The organism is Aeribacillus sp. FSL M8-0235, from assembly GCF_038000355.1.
In the GTDB taxonomy this organism is placed as follows: domain Bacteria; phylum Bacillota; class Bacilli; order Bacillales; family Aeribacillaceae; genus Aeribacillus; species Aeribacillus composti.
Genome location: NZ_JBBOBW010000001.1, coordinates 3,034,652 through 3,060,758 on the forward strand (window position 1 = coordinate 3,034,652; position 26,107 = coordinate 3,060,758).

General features: G+C 39.3%; 20 protein-coding genes and 1 pseudogene. 9 read left to right on the plus strand and 12 right to left on the minus strand.

Annotated features, from left to right (window positions below):
* Positions 1-202 precede the first annotated feature (202 nt).
* The 6 genes from NSQ71_RS14850 (at position 203) to NSQ71_RS14875 (ending at position 9,179) form a co-directional block, all read left to right on the plus strand.
* Complete coding sequence (locus NSQ71_RS14850; protein WP_339197223.1) at positions 203-1,852, plus strand: ribulokinase; 1,650 nt, start codon at positions 203-205, stop codon at positions 1,850-1,852.
* Between the two features lie 296 nt (positions 1,853-2,148).
* Positions 2,149-3,168: an alcohol dehydrogenase AdhP gene (gene adhP, locus NSQ71_RS14855; RefSeq protein WP_063387231.1), complete on the plus strand. Its 1,020-nt coding sequence runs from the start codon at positions 2,149-2,151 to the stop codon at positions 3,166-3,168.
* A 2-nt stretch (positions 3,169-3,170) separates the two neighbouring features.
* Positions 3,171-4,658 (plus strand): aldehyde dehydrogenase family protein, encoded by a 1,488-nt coding sequence (locus tag NSQ71_RS14860; RefSeq protein ID WP_063387230.1) that lies wholly within the window; start codon positions 3,171-3,173, stop codon positions 4,656-4,658.
* Positions 4,659-4,917: 259 nt separating this feature from the next.
* A complete protein-coding gene (locus NSQ71_RS14865) occupies positions 4,918-6,066 on the plus strand; it encodes an iron-containing alcohol dehydrogenase (protein WP_063387229.1) in 1,149 nt (382 codons plus the stop codon).
* Positions 6,067-6,068: 2 nt separating this feature from the next.
* Positions 6,069-7,718, plus strand: a complete 1,650-nt coding sequence (locus tag NSQ71_RS14870; protein ID WP_063387228.1) for a GAF domain-containing sensor histidine kinase — start codon at positions 6,069-6,071, stop codon at positions 7,716-7,718.
* 18 nt (positions 7,719-7,736) lie between these two features.
* Entirely contained in the window at positions 7,737-9,179 is a 1,443-nt protein-coding gene (locus NSQ71_RS14875) for a sigma-54-dependent transcriptional regulator (RefSeq protein ID WP_063387227.1), read from the plus strand.
* Positions 9,180-9,330: 151 nt separating this feature from the next.
* On the opposite strand, the gene NSQ71_RS14880 is transcribed toward NSQ71_RS14875, so the two are convergent.
* The 4 genes from NSQ71_RS14880 to NSQ71_RS14895 form a co-directional block, all read right to left on the minus strand.
* A complete protein-coding gene (locus NSQ71_RS14880) occupies positions 9,331-10,548 on the minus strand; it encodes a dihydrolipoamide acetyltransferase family protein (protein ID WP_063387226.1) in 1,218 nt (405 codons plus the stop codon).
* Between the two features lie 77 nt (positions 10,549-10,625).
* Positions 10,626-11,660 carry an alpha-ketoacid dehydrogenase subunit beta gene (locus NSQ71_RS14885; RefSeq protein ID WP_063387225.1) on the minus strand — a complete coding sequence of 345 codons (1,035 nt, stop codon included), beginning with the start codon at positions 11,658-11,660 and terminating at the stop codon, positions 10,626-10,628.
* Between the two features lie 26 nt (positions 11,661-11,686).
* Positions 11,687-12,679, minus strand: coding sequence for a thiamine pyrophosphate-dependent dehydrogenase E1 component subunit alpha (locus NSQ71_RS14890; protein WP_063387224.1), 993 nt, complete (start codon positions 12,677-12,679; stop codon positions 11,687-11,689).
* Positions 12,680-12,833: 154 nt separating this feature from the next.
* The gene (locus NSQ71_RS14895) at positions 12,834-14,684 is read right to left on the minus strand and encodes a sigma-54-dependent Fis family transcriptional regulator (protein ID WP_063387223.1); all 1,851 of its coding nucleotides are present in this window, start codon (positions 14,682-14,684) and stop codon (positions 12,834-12,836) included.
* Between the two features lie 535 nt (positions 14,685-15,219).
* Between NSQ71_RS14895 and efeO the strand changes: the two genes are divergently transcribed.
* From efeO to NSQ71_RS14910, 3 genes are read left to right on the plus strand one after another with little or no spacing between them, the layout of a single operon-like run.
* On the plus strand, positions 15,220-16,071 hold the full coding sequence (gene efeO / locus NSQ71_RS14900) for an iron uptake system protein EfeO (protein WP_063387222.1): 852 nt from the start codon (positions 15,220-15,222) through the stop codon (positions 16,069-16,071).
* A gap of 3 nt (positions 16,072-16,074) precedes the next feature.
* Positions 16,075-17,373 (plus strand): iron uptake transporter deferrochelatase/peroxidase subunit, encoded by a 1,299-nt coding sequence (efeB, locus tag NSQ71_RS14905; RefSeq protein ID WP_063387221.1) that lies wholly within the window; start codon positions 16,075-16,077, stop codon positions 17,371-17,373.
* A gap of 32 nt (positions 17,374-17,405) precedes the next feature.
* On the plus strand, positions 17,406-19,163 hold the full coding sequence (locus tag NSQ71_RS14910; protein WP_327873405.1) for an FTR1 family protein: 1,758 nt from the start codon (positions 17,406-17,408) through the stop codon (positions 19,161-19,163).
* Positions 19,164-19,281: 118 nt separating this feature from the next.
* Here NSQ71_RS14910 and NSQ71_RS14915 read toward each other — a convergent pair whose 3' ends face one another.
* From NSQ71_RS14915 to NSQ71_RS14950, 8 genes and pseudogenes are all read right to left on the minus strand, one after another.
* Complete coding sequence (locus NSQ71_RS14915) at positions 19,282-19,752, minus strand: sugar phosphate isomerase/epimerase family protein (RefSeq protein WP_327873407.1); 471 nt, start codon at positions 19,750-19,752, stop codon at positions 19,282-19,284.
* A gap of 12 nt (positions 19,753-19,764) precedes the next feature.
* Positions 19,765-20,052: a hypothetical protein gene (locus NSQ71_RS14920; protein ID WP_327873408.1), complete on the minus strand. Its 288-nt coding sequence runs from the start codon at positions 20,050-20,052 to the stop codon at positions 19,765-19,767.
* 117 nt (positions 20,053-20,169) lie between these two features.
* A complete protein-coding gene (locus NSQ71_RS14925) occupies positions 20,170-20,814 on the minus strand; it encodes an SDR family oxidoreductase (RefSeq protein ID WP_063387218.1) in 645 nt (214 codons plus the stop codon).
* A 43-nt stretch (positions 20,815-20,857) separates the two neighbouring features.
* Positions 20,858-21,803 (minus strand): annotated as a pseudogene (locus tag NSQ71_RS14930) (LLM class oxidoreductase).
* Between the two features lie 132 nt (positions 21,804-21,935).
* Positions 21,936-23,048, minus strand: coding sequence for a tRNA 2-thiouridine(34) synthase MnmA (mnmA, locus tag NSQ71_RS14935; protein WP_340734437.1), 1,113 nt, complete (start codon positions 23,046-23,048; stop codon positions 21,936-21,938).
* 82 nt (positions 23,049-23,130) lie between these two features.
* On the minus strand, positions 23,131-23,565 hold the full coding sequence (locus tag NSQ71_RS14940) for an RrF2 family transcriptional regulator (RefSeq protein WP_063387215.1): 435 nt from the start codon (positions 23,563-23,565) through the stop codon (positions 23,131-23,133).
* Positions 23,566-24,459: 894 nt separating this feature from the next.
* Positions 24,460-25,044: a DJ-1/PfpI family protein gene (locus NSQ71_RS14945; protein WP_340734162.1), complete on the minus strand. Its 585-nt coding sequence runs from the start codon at positions 25,042-25,044 to the stop codon at positions 24,460-24,462.
* 552 nt (positions 25,045-25,596) lie between these two features.
* Positions 25,597-25,947, minus strand: a complete 351-nt coding sequence (locus NSQ71_RS14950; RefSeq protein ID WP_198318546.1) for a n-acetylglutamate synthase — start codon at positions 25,945-25,947, stop codon at positions 25,597-25,599.
* Positions 25,948-26,107 lie beyond the last annotated feature (160 nt).

The following is a 26,107-nucleotide window of genomic DNA, read 5'->3' on the forward strand; positions in this document are numbered from 1 at the left end:
ATCCTCCATGTTCATTTATGTTCTTTCTTGCTTATTTTTGATTGTTTATAATGAATATAATCCGATACTGTTTAAATTGTCAATATAAATGAACAAAAATATGTTTATTTTTGCTCGATTATATTAATTTTATGCTTGTAAATTTTATTTTATTAGTTTAATATAATCAGTACAATGAAAGCATTTTCATGGAGTGGTTGGTATGGAAAAATATACTATTGGAATTGATTTCGGTACTGAATCTGGGAGAGTTTTAATAGTAAACATTGACGATGGATCTATTAAAGGACAATGTGTCATTCCATATGCGCATGGAGTGATTACAGAGATGCTTCCGACGAACGATGGGACGAGATTACCCAGAGATTATGCTCTTCAGCATCCGGGCGACTATTTAGAAGTCATTATGAAAGGAATTCCTCATGCTATAAAAGATGCAAATATCAGCTCTTCACAAATTATTGGTATTGGCATTGATTTCACCTCATCTACTATGGTCGCAGTAGATGAAAAAGGAAAACCATTATGTTTTCACAAGGAATTTCAAAACAATCCCCATGCGTGGGTAAAATTATGGAAGCATCATGGGCCGAAAAAAGAAACAGAAGAAATGTTCAAATTAGCTTCTTCACATAAAGAAAGCTGGCTAAAAAATTACGGCTACAACATTTCAACAGAATGGTTTATCCCAAAATGCTATGAAGTTTTTTGCAAAGATCGTGAAGTGTATGAAAAAGCTAGCTTATTTTTGGAAGCAGGAGATTGGATTGTTTCACAGTTAACAGGGAAAGTTGTCAGAAGCAATTGCTCGTTAGGCTTCAAAGCTTTTTGGAATGAAAACAGCGGTTTTCCCGTGCAATTTTTCGAAAAGCTCCATCCTGAATTTAAAAACATTGTTTCTTCAAAGTTAAAAGGTAAAATTGGATATATTGGTGAAAAAGCTGGGGTCCTCACTGATGAAATGTCAAGTCTTTTAGGATTGCCGAAAAATCTGCCTGTCGCCGTTGCCATTATCGATGCTCATTCCGCAGTATTAGGAGTCGGTTCATCCAAACCGCATCAATTGACAATGGTAATGGGGACGTCCACTTGCCATATTATGCTGAGCAAAAAAGAAATTCATATACCGGGTATTTCGGGAGTAGTAAAAAATTCTATTATCCCAAGATTATATGCATACGAAGCCGGACAATCCGCTGTAGGCGATTTATTTGGCTGGTTTGCAAAACAAGTTCCGGAATCATTGATGAAAGAAGCGAAAGAACAAGGAATTTCAGTATTTGATTTACTGGAAAAAAAGGCATCTCACCTAGAGCCTGGTCAATCTGGTCTCATTGCATTAGATTGGCATAATGGAAACCGATCTATACTTTCAGATGCAGATCTTTCAGGAATGATTGTAGGACTGACCCTAGCTTCCAAACCTGAGGATATCTATAGAGCATATATGGAAGCTACAGCATTTGGCGCAAAAATGATTATTTCAAATTATGAACAAGCAGGATTAAAAATTAATGAAATATTTGCTTGCGGTGGTTTGCCCCAAAAAAATGATTTACTCATGCAAATATATGCAGACGTTTTAAATAAAGAGATTATTGTTTCAGCCAGCGATTATACCCCTGCAGTTGGCGCTGCCATTCTTGGCTCTGTTGCAGCTGGCAAGGAAAATGGAGGATATGATAGCGTAGAAGAGGCTGTTGAAAAGATGAAACAGCCAATTTTGAAAACTTACAAACCAATTCTCAGCCATGTAGAAAAATATAAAAAATTATTTCAAATATATCAGCAATTACACAATTATTTCGGAATTACGAAAAAAAGTTGGATGAAGGATTTAAAATCTCTTTAATCCGAACATGTCGCCCCAAAAAATATCTGCATGGAAGCATATCGTCAGTGCCGAAAGCAATATGATCATTCATGCTTGAGCAAAAACTGAACACTATATTTTTAGCAGGTTTCTCATTGGAACAACCTGCTTTTTCTTTTCACGCAACAATTCTGCCAATATTTTGTTCAAGTCTGCCAAAAATTCGGCAAAAATCTATTTTGTATTTTTCTAATATTCCGCAAATTAAGCGCTTTCAATTTTGGTACGGTTCTTGCATGATATAAAGTCGAAAAAAATGAAAGGGGTTGATTTGAGTGAAAGCAGCAGTAGTTAACGAATTTAAAAAAGCACTTGAAATTAAAGAGGTGGAAAGACCCAAACTAGAGGAAGGTGAAGTTTTAGTTAAGATCGAAGCATGCGGTGTGTGCCATACGGATTTACATGCAGCCCATGGTGACTGGCCGGTTAAACCGAAATTGCCGTTAATTCCGGGGCATGAAGGAGTCGGAATTGTTGTAGAAGTCGCAAAGGGAGTTAAATCAATAAAAGTGGGAGATCGCGTCGGCATCCCATGGTTATATTCTGCATGTGGTGAATGTGAATATTGTTTAACTGGTCAAGAAACACTTTGCCCGCATCAATTGAATGGCGGATATTCCGTTGATGGCGGATATGCGGAATACTGTAAAGCTCCCGCAGATTATGTGGCGAAAATTCCTGATAACTTAGATCCAGTTGAAGTAGCTCCAATTTTATGTGCAGGCGTAACGACATATAAAGCGTTGAAAGTATCAGGTGCTCGGCCAGGTGAATGGGTGGCCATTTACGGTATTGGAGGACTTGGTCATATTGCATTACAATACGCCAAAGCGATGGGACTTAATGTGGTAGCTGTTGATATCAGTGATGAAAAATCAAAATTAGCCAAAGATTTAGGTGCAGATATTGCAATCAACGGTTTAAAAGAAGATCCTGTCAAAGCGATACATGATCAAGTTGGCGGAGTTCATGCTGCTATTAGTGTAGCGGTGAATAAAAAAGCATTTGAACAGGCCTATCAATCAGTGAAACGGGGAGGCACATTAGTTGTTGTCGGTCTGCCAAATGCTGATCTGCCTATTCCGATCTTTGATACAGTATTAAACGGCGTTTCCGTTAAAGGTTCCATCGTCGGTACAAGAAAGGACATGCAGGAAGCATTAGATTTTGCTGCTCGCGGAAAAGTCCGTCCAATTGTTGAAACCGCTGAATTAGAAGAAATAAATGAAGTATTTGAAAGAATGGAAAAAGGAAAAATCAACGGTCGTATCGTACTAAAATTGAAGGAGGATTGATGATGAGCTCAATTGCAGCCCCTAAATTAAAAGAAAAAGTTGAAAAGTTTTTATCCGGTAAGAAAAAAATGTATATAAACGGCAGCTTTGTTGAAAGCGCTTCAGGAAAAACATTTGACACTCCTAACCCTGCAACGGGAGAAAGATTGGCAACAGTTTATGAAGGAGATGCTGAAGATATCGACCGCGCTGTGAAGGCAGCCAGAGAAGCGTTTGACCGTGGACCGTGGTCAAGAATGAGCGCAGCAGAAAGAAGCAGGCTCATGTATAAACTGGCGGATTTAATGGAGGAAAATAAAGAAGAACTGGCTCAGCTAGAAACATTGGATAATGGGAAACCAATTCGTGAAACAATCAATGCCGACGTACCGTTGGCAATTGAACACATGCGTTATTATGCTGGATGGTCTACGAAAATTGTCGGACAAACAATTCCAGTCAATGGACCGTATTTTAACTATACACGTCATGAACCAGTTGGCGTCGTAGGGCAAATTATTCCTTGGAACTTTCCATTGCTCATGGCAATGTGGAAGCTTGGCGCCGCGCTTGCAACCGGTTGTACAGTTGTATTAAAGCCAGCTGAACAAACACCTCTTTCAGCTTTATATTTAGCTGAACTTATTGAAGAAGCCGGTTTTCCTGCCGGTGTTGTCAATATTGTTCCCGGATTTGGTGAAACAGCAGGTGATGCATTAGTCAAACATCCACAAGTTGATAAAATTGCCTTCACAGGTTCAACTGAAGTCGGAAAATTAATTATGGCAAACGCTTCGAAATCTCTTAAACGCGTTACGTTAGAACTAGGCGGTAAATCACCGAACATCATTTTGCCTGATGCTGATTTTTCAAAAGCAATTCCGGGTGCTTTAAATGGCGTCATGTTCAACCAAGGACAAGTTTGTTGTGCAGGCAGCCGCGTCTTCATTCAGAAGAAACAGTATGACAATGTTGTGGCTGATATGGTATCCCATGCAAAATCTATTAAACAAGGATTTGGACTAAAAGCAGATACAGAAATGGGACCGCTTGTTTCTTCCGAGCAGCAAAACCGAGTCCTTGGATATATTGAAAAAGGGCTGGAAGAAGGTGCTGAACTTTTAACAGGAGGACAAAAACCTTCCGAACAAGGGTATTTTGTAGAGCCGACTATTTTTGCCAACGTTGAAGATTCTATGACCATTTCAAAAGAAGAAATATTCGGACCGGTAATCGCCGCTTTGCCATATGAAGATATAGATGAGTTGATTGAACGTGCAAACGATACAAATTATGGATTAGCAGCAGGCGTTTGGACGCGCGATGTTACAAAAGCTCATTACATTGCTAACAAGCTCCGTGCTGGAACAGTTTGGGTAAACTGTTACAACGTCTTTGACGCTGCAAGTCCGTTCGGCGGATATAAAGAATCCGGCATAGGAAGAGAAATGGGATCCTATGCATTAGACAACTATACAGAAGTGAAAAGCGTCTGGATTGCCCAGAATTAATACAAAATAGGGGAGTGCTCGATAGGCCCCTAAATAATTCAAGTAGAGAAAAACAAATCGTTTTTCTCTACTTGATTTCGTATTTTTGTCTGAAAGTAGCTGGCGGATGCCGGCTACTTTCAATATGTTGTGGTAAGCAATGAATTGTTGCTTGCCACTTACATATTTTGTTTACCTTTTACATATTAAAAGGATTTTTTTATTTTTATATGGAATTATGTATTTATGGAAAAACTGTCAATGTTAAAGGGGGGACATAATGAACATTCATAAATTTGTCATGCCGGAGATAATATTTGGAAACGGTTCCATTTCTGAAGTCGGCAACTGCTGTTTACGTTTGGGCGCATCCAATGTGCTCATCGTCAGTGATCGCGGTATTTCGGAGGCCGGCTGGCTGGATGTAGTCATTGATAGCTGCGTGAAAGCCGGTTTAAAATACGAGACATTCATTGATATTACGGTTAATCCAAAGGATACAGAAGTGGATAAAGGGCGAAATATATATCTTAAATATGGATGCGATTCGGTGATCGGGATTGGCGGAGGCAGCGCTATTGATGCAGCCAAAGCTATTGCTCTGTTAGCGACAAATGGCGGAGTCATTCATGATTATGAAGGCGTCGACAAAATTAAGCATCCCCTCCCGCCTCAAATCATGATTCCTACTACAGCCGGCTCGGGATCAGAGGTTTCACAATTTTCTATTATTTTAAATACAGAAAAACAGAAAAAGATGACCATTATTTCAAAATCATTAATACCAGATATTGCTATTATTGACCCTGAAACACTCGTGACAAAAAGTTCCCATTTAACTGCTTCAACAGGAATCGACGTTTTAACACATGGGATTGAATCGTATATTAGTTTGGCCGCAACACCGCTAACTGATGTTCATGCCAAAAATTCTATATCGCTTGTCGCTAAATATTTACGGCCTTCTGTCGCCTCTAAATTAAATAAAGAGGCGAAAACCAATATGGCAATGGCAAGTTTACAAGCTGGAATTGCCTTTTCCAATGCCATTTTAGGAGCTGTTCATGCCATGTCTCATGCAGTTGGTGGCAGATATCCTATTTTGCACGGCGATGTGAATTCTATTTTATTGCCTCATGTCATGGAATTTAATTATTTAGCAAATCCTCAAAAATTTGCAGATATTGCGTATCTCCTTGGATTAAATGATTGCGACATATCGAAAATGGAAGCAGCCAAAAAGGCGATTGACCTTGTGAAGGAATTAATTCAAGATGTTGGAGCTCCGCAAAGGCTTTCTGAAATTCATGTAAAAAAAGAAGAAATTCCTCAAATGAGCTTAACTGCTTTAAATGATGCATGTATGATCACAAATCCAAGGGATGTCACTGTCGAAATTATTGAAGAACTTTTCAGAAAGGCTTGGTAGAAATGTTGCTAAAAGATCGGGAAGAAATGATCAGCAAGCTGACTGGCGTCCAGTCTTCTAAAAAAAGCTACTATAATGAATTGAAAATCATGGTTGAAGAGCTCAAAAAGAAAAACATGCAGCTAGAGGTGATAAATGAGGTAAATAGAAGCTTCAATATCGATATGTCAATAGATGAAATGCTGAAAAATATATTTGAAAAGCTAAAAGTTTTTTTTCCGCTTGAACGAATCAGTTTATCTTTATATGAACATGATAAGCTGACGCTAACAAATGTATATCCTCCCAATTCTTTATATTTTCCTATTGGATTTGTTTTTCCAAAAAAAGATTCTTTATATTGGCAGGCAATTGAGTCGTCACAAAAAATTTTTTACCAAATGAATAATGATCTTCATTATTTCATTGAAAAAAAGGCGTATCAATCATTAGGTATTCAAAGCGCCTTAGTCATTCCCCTCGTAAGCAAAGAAGCGGCTATCGGTCTTTTAAGCATTGGAAGCAAAAAAATCAATCATTTCGATGAATCGGACCTTGCGTTTTTTCAGCAGCTATCCGATCAAATTGCCGTTTGCATCGAAAATGTCCGTCTTTATCATAAAGTCTTAACAGCCAAAAAAGAATGGGAAGAAACGTTTCGTGCGGTATCAGATATGATGTTTATTACAGATTTAGAAGGAAATATATTAAAATCGAATGATTCTGCAAAAGAATATTTTAAAACCGATCTTATCGGACAGAATATACACAAGTTATTAGAAATCGATAAAAAGGAAGCTACTCAGGAAAAATATCTCTCAGTCAAAGAAAATATTATTGATGAGTTTCATTTAAAAAATCACGTCTTTGAATTCCGCTCATTTCCGATCTTTAATAGGAGCCATGAGGTTTATTCATATATCATCTACATTATCGATATTACAGAAAAACGAAAGATGGAGGCTCAACTAATTCAGTCTGGAAAATTAGCGGCTATTGGAGAAATGGCAGCCGGAATCGCACATGAACTGAACAGCCCTTTAACAGCTATCCTTGGCAATTCTCAGCTTTTATTAAGATCATTCAAACAGGACGACCGCTCCTACAAACTTTTATCAGACATATATTTATGTGGAAAAAGGTGTAAATCCATTATCCAAAATTTACTTACATTTTCGCGTCAAGATGAATATGTGTTCGAAGAATGCTCTATCAATGAAGCGGTGGAACAAGTATTAGGAATTTTTAGCGACCAGTTTAAGCAACAAAATATCATCATTCAACAAGAACTGGCTGAGCATATAGATCATGTGAAAGGAAATATTCAGCAAATCGGACAGATCATTTTAAACTTGTTAATTAATGCAAAGGATGCCTTGGAAGAAAAAAATATACCGAAGAAGATCATCAAGATTGAAACAAAAGAAATAATTGAAGACAACAAAAAATGGATCACACTGTCCATAACAGATAATGGAATCGGAATTCAAAACCAGCATTTGCAGGAAATATTTAATCCTTTTTTTACCACGAAAAGTCCAGGAAAAGGCACTGGACTAGGGTTGTCCGTTAGTTTAGGGATCGCTGAAACACACGGCGGTACAATTGTCGTGAACAGTAAATACGGAGAAGGCAGTGAATTTATTTTAAAGCTCCCAGTTAGACACGAATAGAAAGGGAGATGATTTGCAATGAAAAAGGTACTAGTAATAGACGACGAACGTGAAGTAGGAAACTTTTTTCGACATCTTTTAGAAGAAAAAGGATATGATGTAAAGGTAGGTTTGAATGCTGAAGATTTTTCCAACTTAATTTCGCTCCATTCCTTTGATTTAGCACTAATTGATGTAAAGCTGCCTGGTACAGATGGTCTTCATTTGCTTAAGCAATTAAAAACAGCTCATCCTTCCTGTAAAGCTGTCATTATGACAGGATACAGCACAGTGAAAACGGCTGTAGAGGCCATTAAGAATGGTGCAAATGATTATATTGAAAAACCGTTCGATGATATAAGCCAATTAGAGAAAACATTAGAAGATTTATTAAATAGCGAGAAATTTTCTTCACCAGCAAACACCGACAAACTGGCCGATACGATTGGATTTATTATCGGCAACAATAAAAAGATGAATGAATTAGTCAAGCTGGCGGAAAAAATTGCTAAGAAAAACATAAATGTATTAATTGAAGGAGAAACAGGAACAGGCAAAGAGGTGCTTGCCCATTTTATTCACAACATGAGCTTAAGATACGATCAACCATTTGTCCGAATAAATTGCGGAGCTGTTTCCGAAACGTTATTGGAGAGTGAATTATTCGGGCATGAAAAAGGTGCTTTTACTGGAGCCATTAAACAGAAAAAAGGAATATTTGAAATAGCCAATAACGGTACACTGTTTTTAGATGAAATTGGTGAAGCAAGCCAGGCCATTCAAGTACAGCTGCTAAGAGTACTAGAGACGGGGGAATATTTCAGAGTAGGCGGTGAATCGATCCGTAAAACGAATACACGGATCATTGCGGCCACGAATAAAAATTTGGCCGAGGCTGTCCAAGAAAAAACGTTTCGAGAAGATTTATTGTATCGTTTAGATGTAGTGAAATTAAGAATTCCCCCACTGCGAAACAGAATAGAAGATCTCCCGCTGTTTTTGGATTATTTTCTAAAAAAGATAAACGCTTCACATCTTACATTCTCAGATGAAAGCATTGAACTAATGAAAAACTATAACTGGCCGGGAAATGTCAGAGAGCTATTTAACATTGTCAAAAGAGCCGCAACATTGGCAGATGGAGAGACAGACATAATTACGCCAAAATATTTACCCGACAAATTAAAAACCAGCTTCAGCTTCCAACTAACAAAATTTCCAAAAGCTAGCACAGTTCATGATGATTTAGAAGCTTATTTATCGAATTGGACGAAACATATTTTATCGTTATGGAAGCAGCAAGATGACATCGACCTTGAACAAGTATTGGATTCCATTAAAGAATTAGAAAAACAAATTGGCCGATCATTTGTCCTCAAATCACTTAAAAAACATACAGGAGATCGAAAAAAAACAGCAGAAGCACTAAACATTACAACTCGGCAGCTACGATATTTGCTTAATGAAAAAGGGAAAATTTAAATTAAGCACTTCTTAAATAAATAAAAATTATTGTGAATGAGAATTAAATGCTGCCCGTAAGCTAAAACAAGCGGATCATGAAAGATCCGCTTGTTTTATTAACACATTACTTTTATAGTGAAAAAATCAAGCAAGCTTGAAAGCCGAAAACTCACAGCCATAAAAGCTGATACGGCTTTTCTAAATATTTTTTCACCAGCCCGAGAAATTGGCTTGCCGGAGCTCCATCAATTACTTGATGGTCAAACGTTAAGCTGAGCGGCAAAATTTTTCTCTTTTGAATGGTATCTCCTGAAAACACTGCCGTATCCGCAGCTGTTCCTACTCCGAGAATGCCCACTTCCGGAGGATTCAAAATCGGGGTGAAAAATTCAACGCCGTAAGCCCCTAAACTGGTGATCGTAAAGGTCGAGCCGCTCATTTCTTCGCTGCTTAAATTTCCTTCTCTTGCCTTCTTACTTAGTTCCTTGATATTTTTCGAAATTTCGTTTAAGGAAAGCTTGTCGGCATGGCGCAAAACCGGCACAACGAGCCCGTTCTCCAATGCAACTGCAATGCCTAAATGCACTGAATCATACGTTTGAATCTGCCCATTTTCATACAAACTGTTCATTTGCTTTTGATTTCGCAGCGACAGAATGACCGCCTTAGCTACAAAGTCAGTAATAGTCAATTTTAAATTCTGCTCATCCTGCAGTTCGCTTTTAATCTTTTCTTGCAGCTCAAATAAAGAGGTCACATCGGCTTTCATATGAATCGTCAGCTGTGCTGTCTGATGCAGACTTGTAAACATCCTTGATGCAATCACTTTACGCATGCCAGTGACAGTTTTTACTGCAATATCTTCTTGCTCTTCCGCCGGCTTATTTGTCGGGATTACTACTTCTTGTTCAGGTTCTAAATGGGGGGATGCTTTTTTCGATTGAATCGCTTTTTCAACGTCCGCTCTTGTAATTCTTCCTTTTGGCCCTGAACCCGAAATACTGCTCAAATCAATCCCGGCTTCACGTGCTAGTTTTCGGGCGGCAGGTGAAACGCGAATTGTTGTTTGAGAAGATAAGCTTTCTTCTTTCAAAATGGTTGTCGCCACTTCTTGGACAGCATCGTTCGTTATGTTGTTGATTACCTCCCCTTCTTGACCGATATAGCCAATGGCTTTTCCTACTTCCACTGTTTCATCCTGCTCGGCAGCAATCTCTAATAACACGCCATCTTGCGGTGCTTCGATATCCTTTTCAATCTTATCAGAGCTGATCACCACAACTGGTTCTCCTTTTTTTACTGGATCGCCCTTTTTCTTTAACCACTCTACTACCGTTCCTTCTTCCATGCTCATTCCCAGCTTTGGCATGATAATTTCAACTGTCATGTTTCATCTCTCCTTTGATGAATACTAGAAATGCTATGCGTGTTGATGTCTCCATTCATCAACACGCACAGCTTTTTTTATGCGGTCACGATCGCTTCGTCTCCAATTATTTCAGCCGCTGCCTTAAGCACTTTTTCCGGTGTCGGCAAGTAAAGATCCTCCAGCGCAGGCGAAAAAGGAACCGGACAATGCGGGGCCGTAATCAGCTTAATTGGTCCATCCAGATAATCAAATCCTTTATCTGCTACAAGAGCGGAAATGTCAGCAGCTGCACTGCAGCGAGGATTTGCCTCATCAATGACAATTAACCGGCCTGTCTTCGATACAGAAGATAAAATCGTTTCTTCATCAAGCGGGGACAGTGTTCTCGGATCAATTACCTCCGTTTCGACTCCTCTCGTTTTTAATATGTCGGCAGCCTTCAAGGCCGTGTGCACTTGCTTCCCTATCGCTACGATGGTCAAATCGCTGCCTTCCCGTTTGATATCCGCTTTTCCAAACGGGATCGTATAAAATCCTTCCTCTACTTCTCCTTTTAGGTTATAAAGTGTTTTATCTTCAAAAAAGATAACGGGATCATCGTCAAAGATGGAGGTAAGCAACAGTCCCTTCGCATCCGCCGGTGTAGAAGGAACAACGACTTTTAAACCGGGTATATGGGTAAAAAGGGCATACAGGCTTTGGGAATGCTGCGCCGCCGCTCGAAAGCCGGCACCGTGCATTGTTCGTATCGTTACAGGCACCTTCGCCTTGCCTCCGAACATATAACGAAGTTTTGCCGCTTGGTTCATAACTTCATCTAAGCAGCTGCCGATAAAATCGTTAAACATTAATTCGGCAATCGGTCTTAGTCCTGTTGCTGCGGCGGTAACTGCTGCACCAATATAGCCGGCCTCCGCAATAGGCGTATCCAACACTCTTTCTCTTCCAAACTCTTGAACAAGACCTTTCGTAACCCCCATTACTCCTCCCCAAGCTTCATCGTCCTGCAAATGATCCACATTCGCTCCTCCGGCAACGTCTTCTCCAAGTAAAATAACATTTTGATCTTTGCGCATTGCCAGCTTCATAGCTTCATTGACCGCACCAGAAAAAGAAATTTTTCTTGCCATTTTTCGTTCCTCCTAACTCCTTTGATTTAATAAGATACATAAACGTCCTTTAAAAGATCCTCAGCAGACGGAAACGGGCTTTTTTCAGCAAAATGTACCGCCTCCTCAACCGCTTTTGTTACCTGTTGTTCGATATTTAATAATTCTTGTTCGGATATTAATTGATTGGAAAGAATGTAATGGCGGAATTTTGCAATTGCATCATTCTCCTGTAAATGCTTTTGTTTTTCTTCCGCAGATTTGTAAGTCTGGGCGTCACCTTCAAAATGTCCGTAATTCCGATATGTCTTACATTCAATTAATGTCGGGCCCTCTCCATTTCGAGCTCGTGCAACTGCTCTTTCTGCCGCCTCATATACAGCTACCACATCTTTGCCGTCGACCACTTCTCCCGGGATATTATAGGCCTGAGCCCGATCCGCAATGTTTTTACAGCTGGATGCATATTCAAATGGGGTCGCTTCTGCATATCCGTTGTTTTCCGCCACAAAAACAACAGGCAATTTCCATATAGCTGCAAGATTAATACCTTCATGAAATGTTCCATGATTGTTCGCGCCGTCTCCGAAAAAACAAACTGCAACCGCTCCCGACTTCTTCAATTTTGCTGTCAGGCCTGCCCCAACAGCTAGCGGGAACCCCCCGCCGACAATTCCGTTGGCCCCAAGCATTCCTTTTTCAACATCGGCAATATGCATCGATCCTCCTTTTCCGTTGCACAATCCTGTTGCCTTTCCGTAAATTTCAGACATCATTCCGTTCAAATCACAGCCTTTGGCAATGCAATGTCCATGTCCGCGATGCGTACTTGTGATATAATCTTTGTCATCTAAATGCGCGCAAATTCCTACAGCGACCGCTTCCTCGCCAGCATATAAATGGACAAAGCCAGGCAGCACTCCTTTGCTGAAAATTTCATGAACCTTGTCCTCAAACTGGCGAATTTCATGCATTTTCTGAAATATCCATTTTGCTTTTTCTTGTGTAATGGGAGTAGATGTTGATTTGGCAATCGTCATAAAGATAACCTCCTATTTGATTGGCTTCACTTTTTTCATTTGCAACTATCATGCCAATAAAAAAATGCTTACAAATCAACATTCTTTGTAAGCGCTTTATAAAAAATATTTTTTTCATCTCATTTTGTCCTAATTTTTATCGTTTTGTCGCAAATTAGCTCAATTTATATTTTTTTAATTTGCGATACAGTGTACTTCGAGAGATATTTAACGCAGCAGCCGCCTCACCAATATTTCCATTTGTTTTCTTCAACATATTTAGAATGCGTTCTCTTTCTAGCTGATCCCGATACGACAAATTACCTTTATGAAATGTTTCGGAATTTTCCTGTTCTTGCTCCCAAGCAATCAGCATGGATTTCAAGTGGGAAATGGATGGAATACGGTCTCCATATTCCACTCGTATTCGCTCGAGCACGTTAAACAGCTCCCTTATATTTCCGGGCCAGTGATAAGCTGAAAACAACTGTATGACATCATATGGAAAAGAAATGAGCCAATCATTTTTTTGACAATAATACTCAATAAAGAATGGGATATCTTCTTTACGCTCTCTTAATGGCGGAACGTTAAGCGTGCATACATAAATGCGGTAAAATAAATCTTCACGCAGCTTTCCTTCCTTTACTAATTTGTATAAATTGCGATGTGTTGCAGTTATGACTCTTATATCAACAGGAACGGGCTTTTCCCCGCCAATCGGTACAACTTCTTTTTCCTGAAGCACTCTTAAAAGCGCTACTTGCATTTCCGACGGTATTTCACCGATTTCATCAAGAAAAATGGTTCCGCCGTCAGCCTGAACAAATTTCCCTTTATGTCCCGTCCGTTTGGCTCCTGTAAATGCTCCGTCAACGTAACCAAATAACTCGCTGCCGATCAATTCCTTTGGAATAGCTCCGCAATTTACTGCAACAAACGGCTTATTTTTTCTCACACTATTTTGATGAATCGAACGAGCAATGAGTTCTTTTCCTGTTCCTGTTTCTCCCATGATACAAACAGTCGACTCCGTTTTTGCAACTTTTTCACAGATCTTCAGAAGATTTTGAAATGATAAGCTTTTTCCAACTACTCCTTCAAAGTGATAAATTGTTGTAGGAAATGGAAAAGCTTCATGATGATTCGTCTTCTGCAGGGTAACTTCATAGCCAATCAAATCATGGTAAATGGAAGAAAAAATAGGAGTCTTCGTTTTGATTCGCCAATTTTTATCACAAATTTCTTCAAGCGGTTGATCCATCATGCTCGCGAAGGAAGAACGTAAACAATGGTTGATCCATACAATCTTCCCTTGATCATCACATATCATTGAAGGGAAATGAGGATTTTTCACTTTCGATGAATATTTAAGCAACTCCAACATATCGTCCTTTTTTCTCATGTGAAATTGTTGTTCAATCGTATACGCTGCAGCGACAACAGTGGCTAAGGCATGGTTGGAAAATTGAGAGCAGTCGATGGGGTAAGATAAGTCGATAATTCCGACAAGTTCTTTTTTTTCGTCATAGATCGGCGTGGCTGAACATACCCACTGCTGAGAAGCAAGAGAGTAATGCTCTAACCCAGTAACCGTAATAGGTTCACGAATCCTCAATGTTGTTCCAATTGCGTTCGTCCCCACCTCATCTTCAGTCCACTTCACCCCCTCAATAAATTTGATTGTTTCTGCCTTGTTCATGGCCTGTTTATGGCCGTTCATATACAAAACGTATCCGTTACTATCAGCGAGAAGAAGAATTGATTTCGTTTCTTGAAACACTTTTTCCAAATGTTCTAATATCGGAGCAGCAATTTGAAGCAATCTTTGATTCTTTTTCCTTCTTTCCGTCAACAGCTGCGAATCGAGCACAATCCTTCCTTTTCCATCGTAAGGATCGACATTTTGTCGGCGGCAAATATACCATGACTCTTCAATTCTTTTATTCATCCTCCCATGATCCAATACTCCCTCCCGAACAAAACGGCGCCAAATTTCGTGTTTCAAAGGATCAACGATACTCATTTTTCTCCTCCTTCCCACATTTTCCACCAATATGAACATTCGACTTTTTATGCAAAATTCCTTTTAAAATACGCTAATCGTTGAATTAAAGCTTTTACTGTTGAACAGTTTTTTATTTTAGATAGCGACTTGTCTGGAAAAGTTTTTTAGATAAACGCTTCATAGGTCATCGTGAAAATGAAAACGATCCAAGCGACAGCCATGGAACTTTTCATTGTCAAAATCAGATTATTATGATGCGGTGAAAACAATGAAACGTTGTGTTGACCAAACATTGATTAAATGGTTTTTCGTCATAATCAAATATATGAAACTGAAAGACTGAAATTCTGGAAGTATCTTAACATTTGCATTTCGAGGATGTTAGTCATTCAATATTTTCATGCAGTAAAACGTATAGGCTTATCTAGCGAGCAATATTGACATACAATTTTCACCTTTAAGTTCTAGTAACAGGAAAAAAACTATTGAAGTTGATTTTCATTCCCAATATAATTGAGAATGAAAATCATTAATTTGAGGGGTTGTTGATCGCATGAAACGCTATAAATTGCCTGTCATATTATTTTTATCAAGCAGTTTGTTGTTTAGCTGTTCCCAATCAAATGAAAGTTCAACAACGGAACCGGCAAAAAAAGAGACAGCGAAAGAAAGCTCCCAAGTTGATTTAAATCAAATATCTACAGATTATCGCACGTTTGCGATCGCTGAAATAGATGAATTTGTTAAAAAGACAGAAGAGTTTGCCAATGCAGTGATCGCTGGGGATGTGGAAAAAGCAAAAGAACTTTATGCGCCGGCTCGCATGCACTATGAGCGTTCTGAACCGATTGCTGAAGCGTTTGCAGAACTCGATCCGAAAATTGACGCTCGTGAAGGTGATGTCCCTGATGCAGAGTGGGGAGGTTATCACCGGATTGAAAAGGGACTCTGGGTTGAAAATACGACGAAAGGCTATGAAAAATATGCTGAGCAGCTTATAAAAGATGTGAAGCTTTTGCGCGCAAAAGTTGAAACTGTCGATGTGACACCCGACCTTTTGATCACCGGCGCAGTCGACCTTTTAAATGAAGTTTCAACATCAAAAGTTACAGGGGAAGAGGATCGTTATTCCCATACAGATTTATACGATTTTGTTGCCAATGTTGAGGGTGCTGAAAAGATTTATGAATTAATGAGCCCTGCCCTTAAGGAAAAGGATGAGGCGCTCGCTAAGGAAATCGAACAGCGGTTTCAAGCAGTTTATGCACTTCTTGACAAATATAAAAAAGGCGACGGGTATATTTCATATACTGAGCTAACCAAGGATCAAGTAAAAGAATTGAGCCAATCGATCAATGAACTGGCAGAGCCTCTTTCTAAACTAGGGGTTGTACTGGAGGGATAGCCAATGTCTGAACCTGATAAAAAAGAAACGACATCTGTCTTTAACAAGAACGTATCAAGACGAGATGTGTTGAAGGCTGCGGGCATCGGAGGAGTCGGCGTGCTAATCGGTGCATCCGGCATTGGTGGAGCGCTAGCATTGGCTGACGTGTTGCCGACCTCTCAAAAAAAAGAAAATACAAATGCGGTTGTTCCGTTTTACGGAAAACATCAGGCAGGCATTGCAACTGAAGTGCAAAACCACATTTATTTTGCTGCTTTTGACGTGACGGCTGAAGGCAGAAACGAGCTTATTCAGCTATTTAAAGAATGGACGAAGGCTGCCGCAGCTATGACAGAAGGCAAATCGGTTGGAGATCCAGCTAATAATAAATACCTTCCTCCAGATGATACGGGGGAAGCTGCAGGACTTAATGCGTCAAATTTAACCATTACTTTCGGCGTCGGCCCGACGCTTTTTACAAAAAACAACAAGGATAGATTTGGTTTGCAAAAAAAGCAGCCGGATGAACTAAAAGAACTGCCGAAGTTTCCGCTTGATTCATTGGAAGAGCAGTGGACAGGCGGAGATCTTTGTATTCAAGCATGCTCGGATGATTTGCAGGTTGCCTTCCATGCGGTTAGAAATTTAGCGAGAATTGCCCGCGGCAAAGCGGTTCTTCGCTGGGCACAGGCCGGTTTCCAGCGTACAAAGCAAGCGAGTCCGAAAAAGGAAACGCCGCGAAATTTATTTGGCTTTAAGGATGGAACAGTGAATCCAAATGTGAAAAATTCTGCTGAAATGAATCAATACGTTTGGGTGCAGCCCGGTGACGGACCTGATTGGCTCGTGAACGGAACGTATTTAGTAGTAAGGCGGATTCAAATGTTTATCGAAGTTTGGGATCGGACTACTTTAAAGGAACAAGAAAATACGTTTGGCAGATATCGGGATTCAGGTGCATACCTTGGGCAAAAAAATGAGTTCGATCCGCCGGATTTTGAAAAGAAGGATGAAAACGGAGAATACTACATTCCAATGACCGCCCATGTTCGAGTCGCTCACGGTGACGGAAAACAGAAAATTTTGCGCCGTTCTTATTCATATGCGGATGGAATAGATGCAAAAACTGGAACATTTGATGCCGGATTATTGTTTATCAGCTTTCAGCGCAGCATAAGCAAGCAATTTATCCCAATTCAAAAGCGGCTTTCGCAAATGGATGAATTAAACGAATATATCGTCCATCGAGGAAGTGCCGTATTTGCCTGTCTTCCTGGAGTAAAAAAAGGCGGATATATTGGAGAAACGTTATTTTCATAATCCCTTTCTCTCTTTCATAGGAGTTGAAACTGATGTATAAAAAATTAGGGCTTATTGCCTTCGCAATTCTTTTCACAATGGGTATTTTCTCAAATAAAGCCGTAGCCGCAGAGACCCTTGATGATTTATATGTTTTGATAGGCGATGCCATCATGAAAACAAAGGAAGCGAACTGGGATGTCGTACAGGACAATTTGGAACAATTCTCACAGCAATGGAACGAAGTAAAAGCAGTTGATAGCAAAAAAACAGCTGAAGTCGATAAACAGTTAAAAAATGCGAAAAACGCCCTGGCTCAATCTGAAAAAGATGCAACGAAAATAAGTGAAAATTTGTCCGCTTTATCAAAAGCGCTTACTTCGTACGAAGAAGAACAAAATCCGACAGATCCGCAAAAAGAAAAAGAAAAGCTAAAACAGATGTATCAATTTATTGATGAAATCGAAAAAATGATTCAAAATAATAATTTTGATCAGGCGGCCATGAAATATCAGCAATTACTCTCCACTTGGACGGCAAACGAGAACATTGTTCGTACCGAAAGCGTTGTTTCGTATGGCGAAATTGAAACACAGCTTGCTTTGTTAAGAATTTCACTGACGCAAACTCCGCCTGATCGAGAGAAGGCTTTAAAGAGCCTCCAGGATCTGACAGCTTCTATTGAAAATTTTTTAAGCGGAAAAAATGCGGGGAAATCCGCTGGAAATGAATACACATTAAGTGATGTAACAGATTTATTGGAAAAAAGCGTACAGTCGCTAAAAGATCATAACCCATCCGAGGCATCAGAACATTTAAACAAAATATTGCTTATATGGCCGGTAGTTGAAGGGGAGGTTCGGACAAAAGACTACTCCCTATACAATCGCATGGAAACTGAAATTCCCTCCGCAATCAGTTTATTGCAGTCTGACAATAAAAACGTAGAAAAAGCTCAAACGATGATTAGTGAATTGTATGATTCCCTTCAGCTCATCGCAGCCAAAACAAGCTATACGTATATAGATGCTATGCTTATTTTACTGCGTGAAGGATTTGAAGCTCTTTTAATCATCGCCGGTTTGCTTTCATTTTTGAAGAAAACGAATCATGCCGACAAACAAGGTTGGATTTGGATCGGCGTTTTATGCGGCATCATTTCTAGTGCTATTCTAGCTGTTGTCATGAACATGTTTTTCTCCAAAATAACTGTTGCCGGAAGCCGCGAATCGATCGAAGGAATCGTCGGCATCACTGCTGTTGTAATGATGCTGACGGTTGGCGCTTGGCTTCACAAAAAGTCAAATATCGCCCACTGGAATCAATATATTAAAGAGCATCTCGGACACGCATTGGCAAAAGGAAGCTTGTTTTCCATGGCCTTGCTAAGTTTTCTCTCAATTTTTCGCGAAGGTGCCGAAACAATTATTTTCTATGCCGGAATGGCTCCGTCGATGGAAATCAGCCAGTTAATTTTAGGAATCGCTATCGCCATGGCGATCTTAGTGATCCTCGGGTTTATTATCATCCGCTTTAGTTCAGCGATTCCCGTCCGGCCGTTCTTTATGGGCGCAACACTGCTTATTTATGTATTATCATTCAAAATGCTCGGAATCAGTATTCATGCCATGCAGATAGCAAACACGCTGCCAACACATTCATTGCCGAATGTTCCTTATATTGAACCAATCGGTTTCTATCCGACGATTGAAACAGTAGTGCCGCAGCTGCTTCTTATTCTTATCATCATCGGCGTAACGATGTATGTGAAAAAAACGGCTGTAAATGAAAAGGCAGTTGTTGAAAAATAAAGGAGCTTAAAAGCTTCAATAAAAAAATGTACTTCGGTGAATACCGCAGTACATTAGCTGAATGCACGAGGTGCTAGTTGAACTTATTATTGTTCGACTAGCACCTCAATATTTTTCATTATGGAGTTAATTTTAAATCCGCCCAGTGCGGGTGTGCCTCAACTCTACGCTCCATATCACGGAACGCATTGAGTGAACGTCTCAGCTTACTATAAGCGTCGCCGCCTTCACTCCAACCTAAGTAGCCGATCATTCCGTTATAACCGATCTTTTTTAACTGTCCAAGCAACGCAAAATTATCTAACTCCCCAACATCCAAAGGCTCGATTGTTGCCACTCCGCCAAAACCGTGCGGATTGCGGCTGCTGCCGGACATGTTTACTTGTTTTAAGTAAGGAGCTACCGCTTGAATCGTTCCTTTTAGATTTGTTCCATCTGCCGCATACCAATGGTAGCCGCAAAAGACAATTCCAAGATTAGGATGGTTCAGGCGTTTGCATAGTCTCACTGCATCTTCATGGCGTTCAATCCAGAAGGATAGATGCGTGTAAAGCAAAATGTTAATATTTCTTCGTTCGGCAATCTTCAATGCTTTTTCCAGTCATTTTACTGCGATGTCGTCCCCTTTTGGATCTGAAGGGCGGATATGCTCTCCGACAGATTGAATCGCCAGCTCAACCGTGCTGCACCCTTCCATAATCTCCAGCATCTTTAAAATGCCTGCATTTCTTGGATGGTCCTCGCCTAGTGAAAGATCTAACACAACGTACACGCCTGCGACGTCCAGCCCATATTTCTCCTTAACGTTTTTGAGCTTTTCTACATCTCTCCATCGCTCTCCGTGCCAGACGGATAAATGGGTTGCGTCATAGCCAATTTCCTTTAACATTTCACATCGAGCTTCAAAACTATAAATACCCATTGAATTATAGAAAGCAAAATCCCATTGCGTAAAAAGGGTAAGCCATTTTCTAATTTCTCCCTTCCTTTTCCATTGAACGGTACATTACAGTGATTTCAACGCTTCGCTAATTTCTTTATCTCCTGACATTAAATCGAATGCTTTTCTATACGTATTTGGTTCATCAAGAGCTTGAACAATCGTTCTTGCTACATCCTCCCGAGGAATGTAACCAACAGGTAAGTTTTCGGCTGCGGTAACCAGTCCTGTACCTTTTTCATTCTTTAGATAACCAGGACGAATAATCGTATAATTTAGGCCGCTATTCATCAACACACGGTCGGCATAATGTTTGGCGACATAATATGGCTTAAGGTTTTCCGGCCAGTTCTGACGATTATGGGCTTGGAATGAGCTCACGATAACAAAACGTTCAATTCCGATTTTTTCAGCAGCCTCCATGGCTTTTACAGCGCCGTCTAAATCTATCAGCAATGTTTTATCAGCCCCTGTGTGTCCCCCTGAACCAGCTGAAAATACGATCGCATCGCAGCCTTTGGCCGCTTCGGCAATTTCATCGACAGTGCCTTCCAAATCAGCGAGCACCGCTTCAATTCCTTTTTTCTGAAAATCCTCCAATTGCTCTTGCTTTCGAACCATTGCACGAACAGAATGCTGTTCATGCGCATGAAGCATATTTACTACTTGTTGTCCTACTTGCCCGTTGGCTCCAATGACCAAAACTTTCATCATATCCATCCTTTCTCATATTGATGGTTTTTAAATTTTCTTATCATGTTAAAGCAGGGAAATGCGGAAGCACATACTCGCCTAATTCTTCAATCACTTCTTCGACTGGACGCTGTCCATATTTTAAGTTGATGATGACATGGTTCACACCTGCATCCTGTAAAGCTCCAAGAAATTCGATTACGAAATTTCGTCCCGTACGGAATCCAAGATGTATCGGAATTGGTACATGATTTGGATCTTCCGTTAAGTCAATGTAAAGAGATTGGGAAAATGGCTTAAATTCTTCTGTTATCGAACGCCAATTATCGATTAATGCTTTTTGAAACTTAATTCCACGCGGATAGTATATCCATCCATCACTATGTTCAGCAATCCATTCAGGAGATTGTCCACTGTGACCTGTTACCATTAATGGTATATCTGACAATTTTGGTTTTGGCAGCATATCTCCACTTGTCATATGCACTCGTGTCGTGTTAATCGTCGGAAAATGGTCACGCCAAACCTTTCTTATAGCAGCTACTGATTCTCGGAATAATTCGCTCCGTTCTTCTGGATTCACAGAAAATGCTGGAAACTCGATTGGACGGTCACCAGTTGCGACGCCGAGAATGAGTCTTTCACCAGATAATCTGTCTACAGAAGCTGCCGCTTTTGCCACATGAAGTGGGTGACGCAGCGTTAAAATAATGCTTCCAGTTGCTAAAGCAATCTTATCGGTGTGAGCCGCAACATACCCTAAATACGTAAACGGATCATACATTTGTCCAACATCTCCGAAATTTGGATCGCGCAGCGGCACATCTCTCACAAACAATGAAGCGAAATTCAGCTCTTCTGCTCGTTTTGCCAGCTTCATTTGCTTTTCGATATTCATCTCAGGGACGTCTCCCCATATACGATTCAATCGGAAAGAACAGCCCTAAAGTCAGTTTGTTCTCTTGATACATGCGTGAATACCCTTTATGATTTTTAAATTTTTCCATTGTTTTTACCACTCCTTAAGAAAAGGTGGGCCGTATATAAAGGAAAGGCCCTGTTTAAAATAATTTGTTTTACAGATATGAACAATATTTATAATTTGTACAAAAACATATATTATATCTGTAACGAACTTTTTATGATGCAGCCGCGGCAATAGCAGCATCGTCTTTTATCACTTTGTCAATAATGGCGCTGCCAAGACAAATCTCACCTTCATAAAATACCGCTACTTGCCCTGGTGTCACAGCCTTAACTGGTTTTTCAAATTCTACAAACACCGTTCCATCCGGACGAATATGGACACGCACCTTTTGATCCTCTTGACGGTAGCGGAATTTAGCTGTACATGCAAACGTACTAAGACGAACATCCCCATTTATCAAGTTCAGGTTTGATGCAATCAGTCCAGTAGAGAACAATGCCGGATGGTCTTTGCCTTGAGCAACAAGTAAAACATTGTTGTCTAAATCTTTATCGACGACATACCAAGGTTCTCCTGTTCCTTTGCCGCCGATGCCAAGCCCTTTTCGTTGGCCGATTGTGTAATACATTAAACCATCATGAGTACCGAGCACTTCTCCATCAAGCGAACGAATTTCTCCAGGCTGTGCCGGCAAAAAATTCTTTAAAAAGTTTTTGAAATTTCGTTCTCCAATAAAACAGATTCCGGTACTATCTTTTTTATTGGCGGTAAAAAGGTTTAATTCTTGGGCGATTTTTCGCACCTCACCCTTCGTTAACTCACCCAGCGGGAACAGAACTTTAGACAAATGGTCCGATGTTAGCTGGCTAAGAAAATACGTTTGATCTTTATTCGCATCTTTTCCACGCAGCAAGGTGATTTGGCCATTTTCTCTGTTGATTCTTGCGTAATGACCCGTTGCGATATAATCCGCATCAAGTGAAAGAGCATAGTCAACAAACGCTTTAAATTTAATTTCAGTATTGCATATTACATCTGGATTCGGTGTTCGGCCTCGCTTCAGCTCATCCATGAAATACGTAAATACACGATCCCAATATTCTTTTTCAAAGTTGACGCCATAGTAAGGAATCCCGAGTTGGTTGGCAACTCGTTTAACATCTTCATAATCCTCAGCTGCCGTACATACACCATCATCATTCGTATCATCCCAGTTTTTCATAAATACCCCGATGACGTCGTACCCTTCTTTTTTAAGAAGGTAAGCAGCTACAGAGGAATCCACTCCTCCAGACATTCCGACGACTACTCGTTTTTTCTTCAACATCATTCACCTCCTAAAACTGAAACGTTTTTGATTACAGTTTTATTTAAAAAAAATTTTTGCCGCAACAAACTATTTTGTTTCAGGCATGAAACGAACTTTTTGAGCTATTATTATGAATTTCATTAATGATATCTTGGACTGTCACACCTTTTAAATAGTTTAAAAAATGTTCTTCTGCATTATGAAAAATACGAATGAGTACATCTGACAGATGTTTGCCTATTATACAGTTGTCATTGGAATCGGGACATTTCGGCACAAGCGTTTCCTCACTAGTGATTCTAAAAATTTTGTCTAACGTAATTTGTTCAGGCTGAGCGTTTAACGAAAATCCGCCCTTTGCCCCTTCTTTAGAAGCAATTATATTTTCTTTTCTTAATATGCTTAAAATTTTTCTTAATCTTACTGGGTGGACAGAAACACTTTGAGAAATGTCTTCACTGGTTACTCGCTGATTTTGCTTTTCAGCCAGATACGCAACGCAGTGAACGGCAATCGAAAAATCGCTATTCATATTGAACCTTCCTCCTAAGTGTAATAATAATGATTACAGTTTATATTGTCAACTTAAAATTACTTCTTTTCATCAGCCGCAAATAAAAAATTCGGATCATTGGCCTAAACTTAGTGTCGAGTAGTAATGATAATAAGCGATATAAAGCCCATTAGAAAAAAACAAAAATTAGCATTTTAATCATGATTCCATTCAACTATATGAGCTGCGATTGCTGAAGCTTTGCCAGAGCATCGATTCATTTCCAAACGATCAAAGTTAGTCATGTACAGTGTTTACATGTAGCGCAACGATTAAAAAATTCTTTGTAAAAAATCTTCACATTGGCAGAAACCTTTTGCTATTTCATTATAGACATGATCGATAGATTTACTATACAATTATCTGCTCATTGTGTCTATATAGACTGACATCAGAGAGCAACCTGCTAGTTAAGAAAGAATACTATCAAAACAAATACTCCTCTTTGAAAAGTGAATCTCAAAGAGGAGCAGAGAGCTTTCATTTTATTTTTTCCACGCTTATCCAGTTGGCGGTATTTAGAGTTCCATAAGTACGGAAAGTTTTATCTTGCATAAGTCCGAGTAATCTGCTTCCAATCTGGTGCAAAAATTACGGAATTTCCATGCGGTTTTCGCCTAGTTTATACTTTTGCTTGTGCAAACCCCGTCTAAATTTATTGAGACGCTTTCGTTTGAAATAATTTTATACTAATCCCTATAAAATCACCCCTGTTAAACAGGCATCGTTCCGAAACTCTTCGCCTAATTAGTGATTAAGCAAAACCGGTGATAATCCGTAATTTGCAGCATTTATGTATTCAACGAGAAAGCAGTATCATAACAATTCTGAAAATAAATAACAACAAAAAAAGAAAGCTTCTTATGGAAGAACTTAGTCTAAATTATATTGCCTAACTTTGTAATATGGGTAGTCCATTTGTTTTTGAATGCGAAGAACAGCTTCTCTGCCTGCAAGCAGCTCACAAATAAATAAACCGAGATCCACCGATGTTGCGACCCCGCCGCCAGTAATAACATAACCGTCCTTCACAATTCGATCTTCTATAACTTCTGAACAATAAGATCGAAGTAAATCATACTCATTTGGATGGGTCGTCGCTTTCTTTCCATCAAGAAAACCAGCAGCGCCAAAAAGTATGGAACCTGTACAAACGGACACTTTATACGTCGCATTGCTGCCCGTTTTTAACCATTCGATAAATTCAGAATCATGCAATAATTCTCGAGTACCGAATCCCCCGGGGACAAATAACAAATCATACTGAGATAAATCAGGAGCCACTTCTTGAATCTTAACTGTAATTCCCCGATCATCACTTATTTCATCTTTCATTCCACACAAGGTCCAGCTTAATTCTTCATTAAAACCCATTGTTTTCAAGCGTGTTACCCCATCATAAAAACCTACAAAATCAAGAGCTGTCATTCGATCAAAAAGAATAAATGCAATTTTCATAGAATACCTCCAAAAATTGAAAAAATTGCCTAACTTATTGCTATCATACGGCATTGCTTTTCATACTTACAAGCTTTTATTTTGTCTTTCAGCTGAAATCTCTCTGAATAACTTTTTCTCTTATCCATTCATCGTTCGCCAAATTTATTGTCTGCTAAAGAATATGATTGATTTTCGTGAAGTAAAGGTATATCAAGTTGGGAGGGATTATTATTTAAGAAAGCTGTTTTTATGTGTGTATGAAAGGAAAGGGTGTTTATAAGGAATTTACAATTGAGTTGAAAAACGCCCGCACGGTATGCAAACAGGAATTGATATCGGCTGTCTTAAGACCTCTCTTTTATAAGATACGATTATAAAATCAAATGTCTAAATTCATTGAGAGATCAATAGGGTAGAAAAGTGATGCAATATACGTAAGAGAAAAAAATGGAACTCCATATGTTTATTTGTTTATCTTTATAATTACCTACAATAAATTCTCTTTTCACTTTTTCATCACTATACTACCAGCAGCGCAGCAATCTTTATTTTTCAACTCAAATTTATATATCAATGATTTTCAACAACTTCTTCAATAATTGAATTTCCTTCCGTTTCCTTATCATCGAGCCATTTCCAATTCTCATACAGTCTAATTCGCCCATCTGGTAAGATTTTTGGAGTAGAAGTACATTTTCCGCCCCTAATCTCGTTTTTGATATTCACATGGTTATACCTAAACTCTAAGCATCCATCTTCTTTTACTATCCCAATTAAGAATCCTTTTATAATTTCTCCACCGCTATACGTTGCTGAGATTATATTTCCTTCTTGTTTATATTCAAAAAGCGTTTCTGAAGAAACTTCTCCATTATCTGTATTTTCAATTGAAACAAACTTGCGGCCATTATAATTTATCACAAACAACGCTCCTCTAATTTTTAATTTTCACTATTTTACCACATGTTTTATCCTTTTTTAGCCATCAAATTTATTTTCTCATGTTCAACTATTTCACAAGGGATACTTTGAGAAATACTTAATCAGATTTTCTAGTGCGGAATCGTGTCAAAAAGGGATT

Coding starts and splice junctions, on each gene's coding strand:
- NSQ71_RS14920 (WP_327873408.1), bottom strand. CDS start 20,052: ATGTTAAAGGAAATTGGCTATGACGCAACCCATTTATCCGTCTGGCAC.
- NSQ71_RS14925 (WP_063387218.1), bottom strand. CDS start 20,814: ATGAAAGTTTTGGTCATTGGAGCCAACGGGCAAGTAGGACAACAAGTA.
- NSQ71_RS14910 (WP_327873405.1), top strand. CDS start 17,406: ATGTATAAAAAATTAGGGCTTATTGCCTTCGCAATTCTTTTCACAATG.
- NSQ71_RS14875 (WP_063387227.1), top strand. CDS start 7,737: ATGAAAAAGGTACTAGTAATAGACGACGAACGTGAAGTAGGAAACTTT.
- NSQ71_RS14860 (WP_063387230.1), top strand. CDS start 3,171: ATGAGCTCAATTGCAGCCCCTAAATTAAAAGAAAAAGTTGAAAAGTTT.
- NSQ71_RS14870 (WP_063387228.1), top strand. CDS start 6,069: ATGTTGCTAAAAGATCGGGAAGAAATGATCAGCAAGCTGACTGGCGTC.
- NSQ71_RS14850 (WP_339197223.1), top strand. CDS start 203: ATGGAAAAATATACTATTGGAATTGATTTCGGTACTGAATCTGGGAGA.
- NSQ71_RS14895 (WP_063387223.1), bottom strand. CDS start 14,684: ATGAGTATCGTTGATCCTTTGAAACACGAAATTTGGCGCCGTTTTGTT.
- efeO (WP_063387222.1), top strand. CDS start 15,220: ATGAAACGCTATAAATTGCCTGTCATATTATTTTTATCAAGCAGTTTG.
- NSQ71_RS14945 (WP_340734162.1), bottom strand. CDS start 25,044: ATGAAAATTGCATTTATTCTTTTTGATCGAATGACAGCTCTTGATTTT.
- NSQ71_RS14865 (WP_063387229.1), top strand. CDS start 4,918: ATGAACATTCATAAATTTGTCATGCCGGAGATAATATTTGGAAACGGT.
- NSQ71_RS14885 (WP_063387225.1), bottom strand. CDS start 11,660: ATGGCAAGAAAAATTTCTTTTTCTGGTGCGGTCAATGAAGCTATGAAG.
- NSQ71_RS14880 (WP_063387226.1), bottom strand. CDS start 10,548: ATGACAGTTGAAATTATCATGCCAAAGCTGGGAATGAGCATGGAAGAA.
- efeB (WP_063387221.1), top strand. CDS start 16,075: ATGTCTGAACCTGATAAAAAAGAAACGACATCTGTCTTTAACAAGAAC.
- NSQ71_RS14890 (WP_063387224.1), bottom strand. CDS start 12,679: ATGACGATTGCCAAATCAACATCTACTCCCATTACACAAGAAAAAGCA.
- NSQ71_RS14940 (WP_063387215.1), bottom strand. CDS start 23,565: ATGAATAGCGATTTTTCGATTGCCGTTCACTGCGTTGCGTATCTGGCT.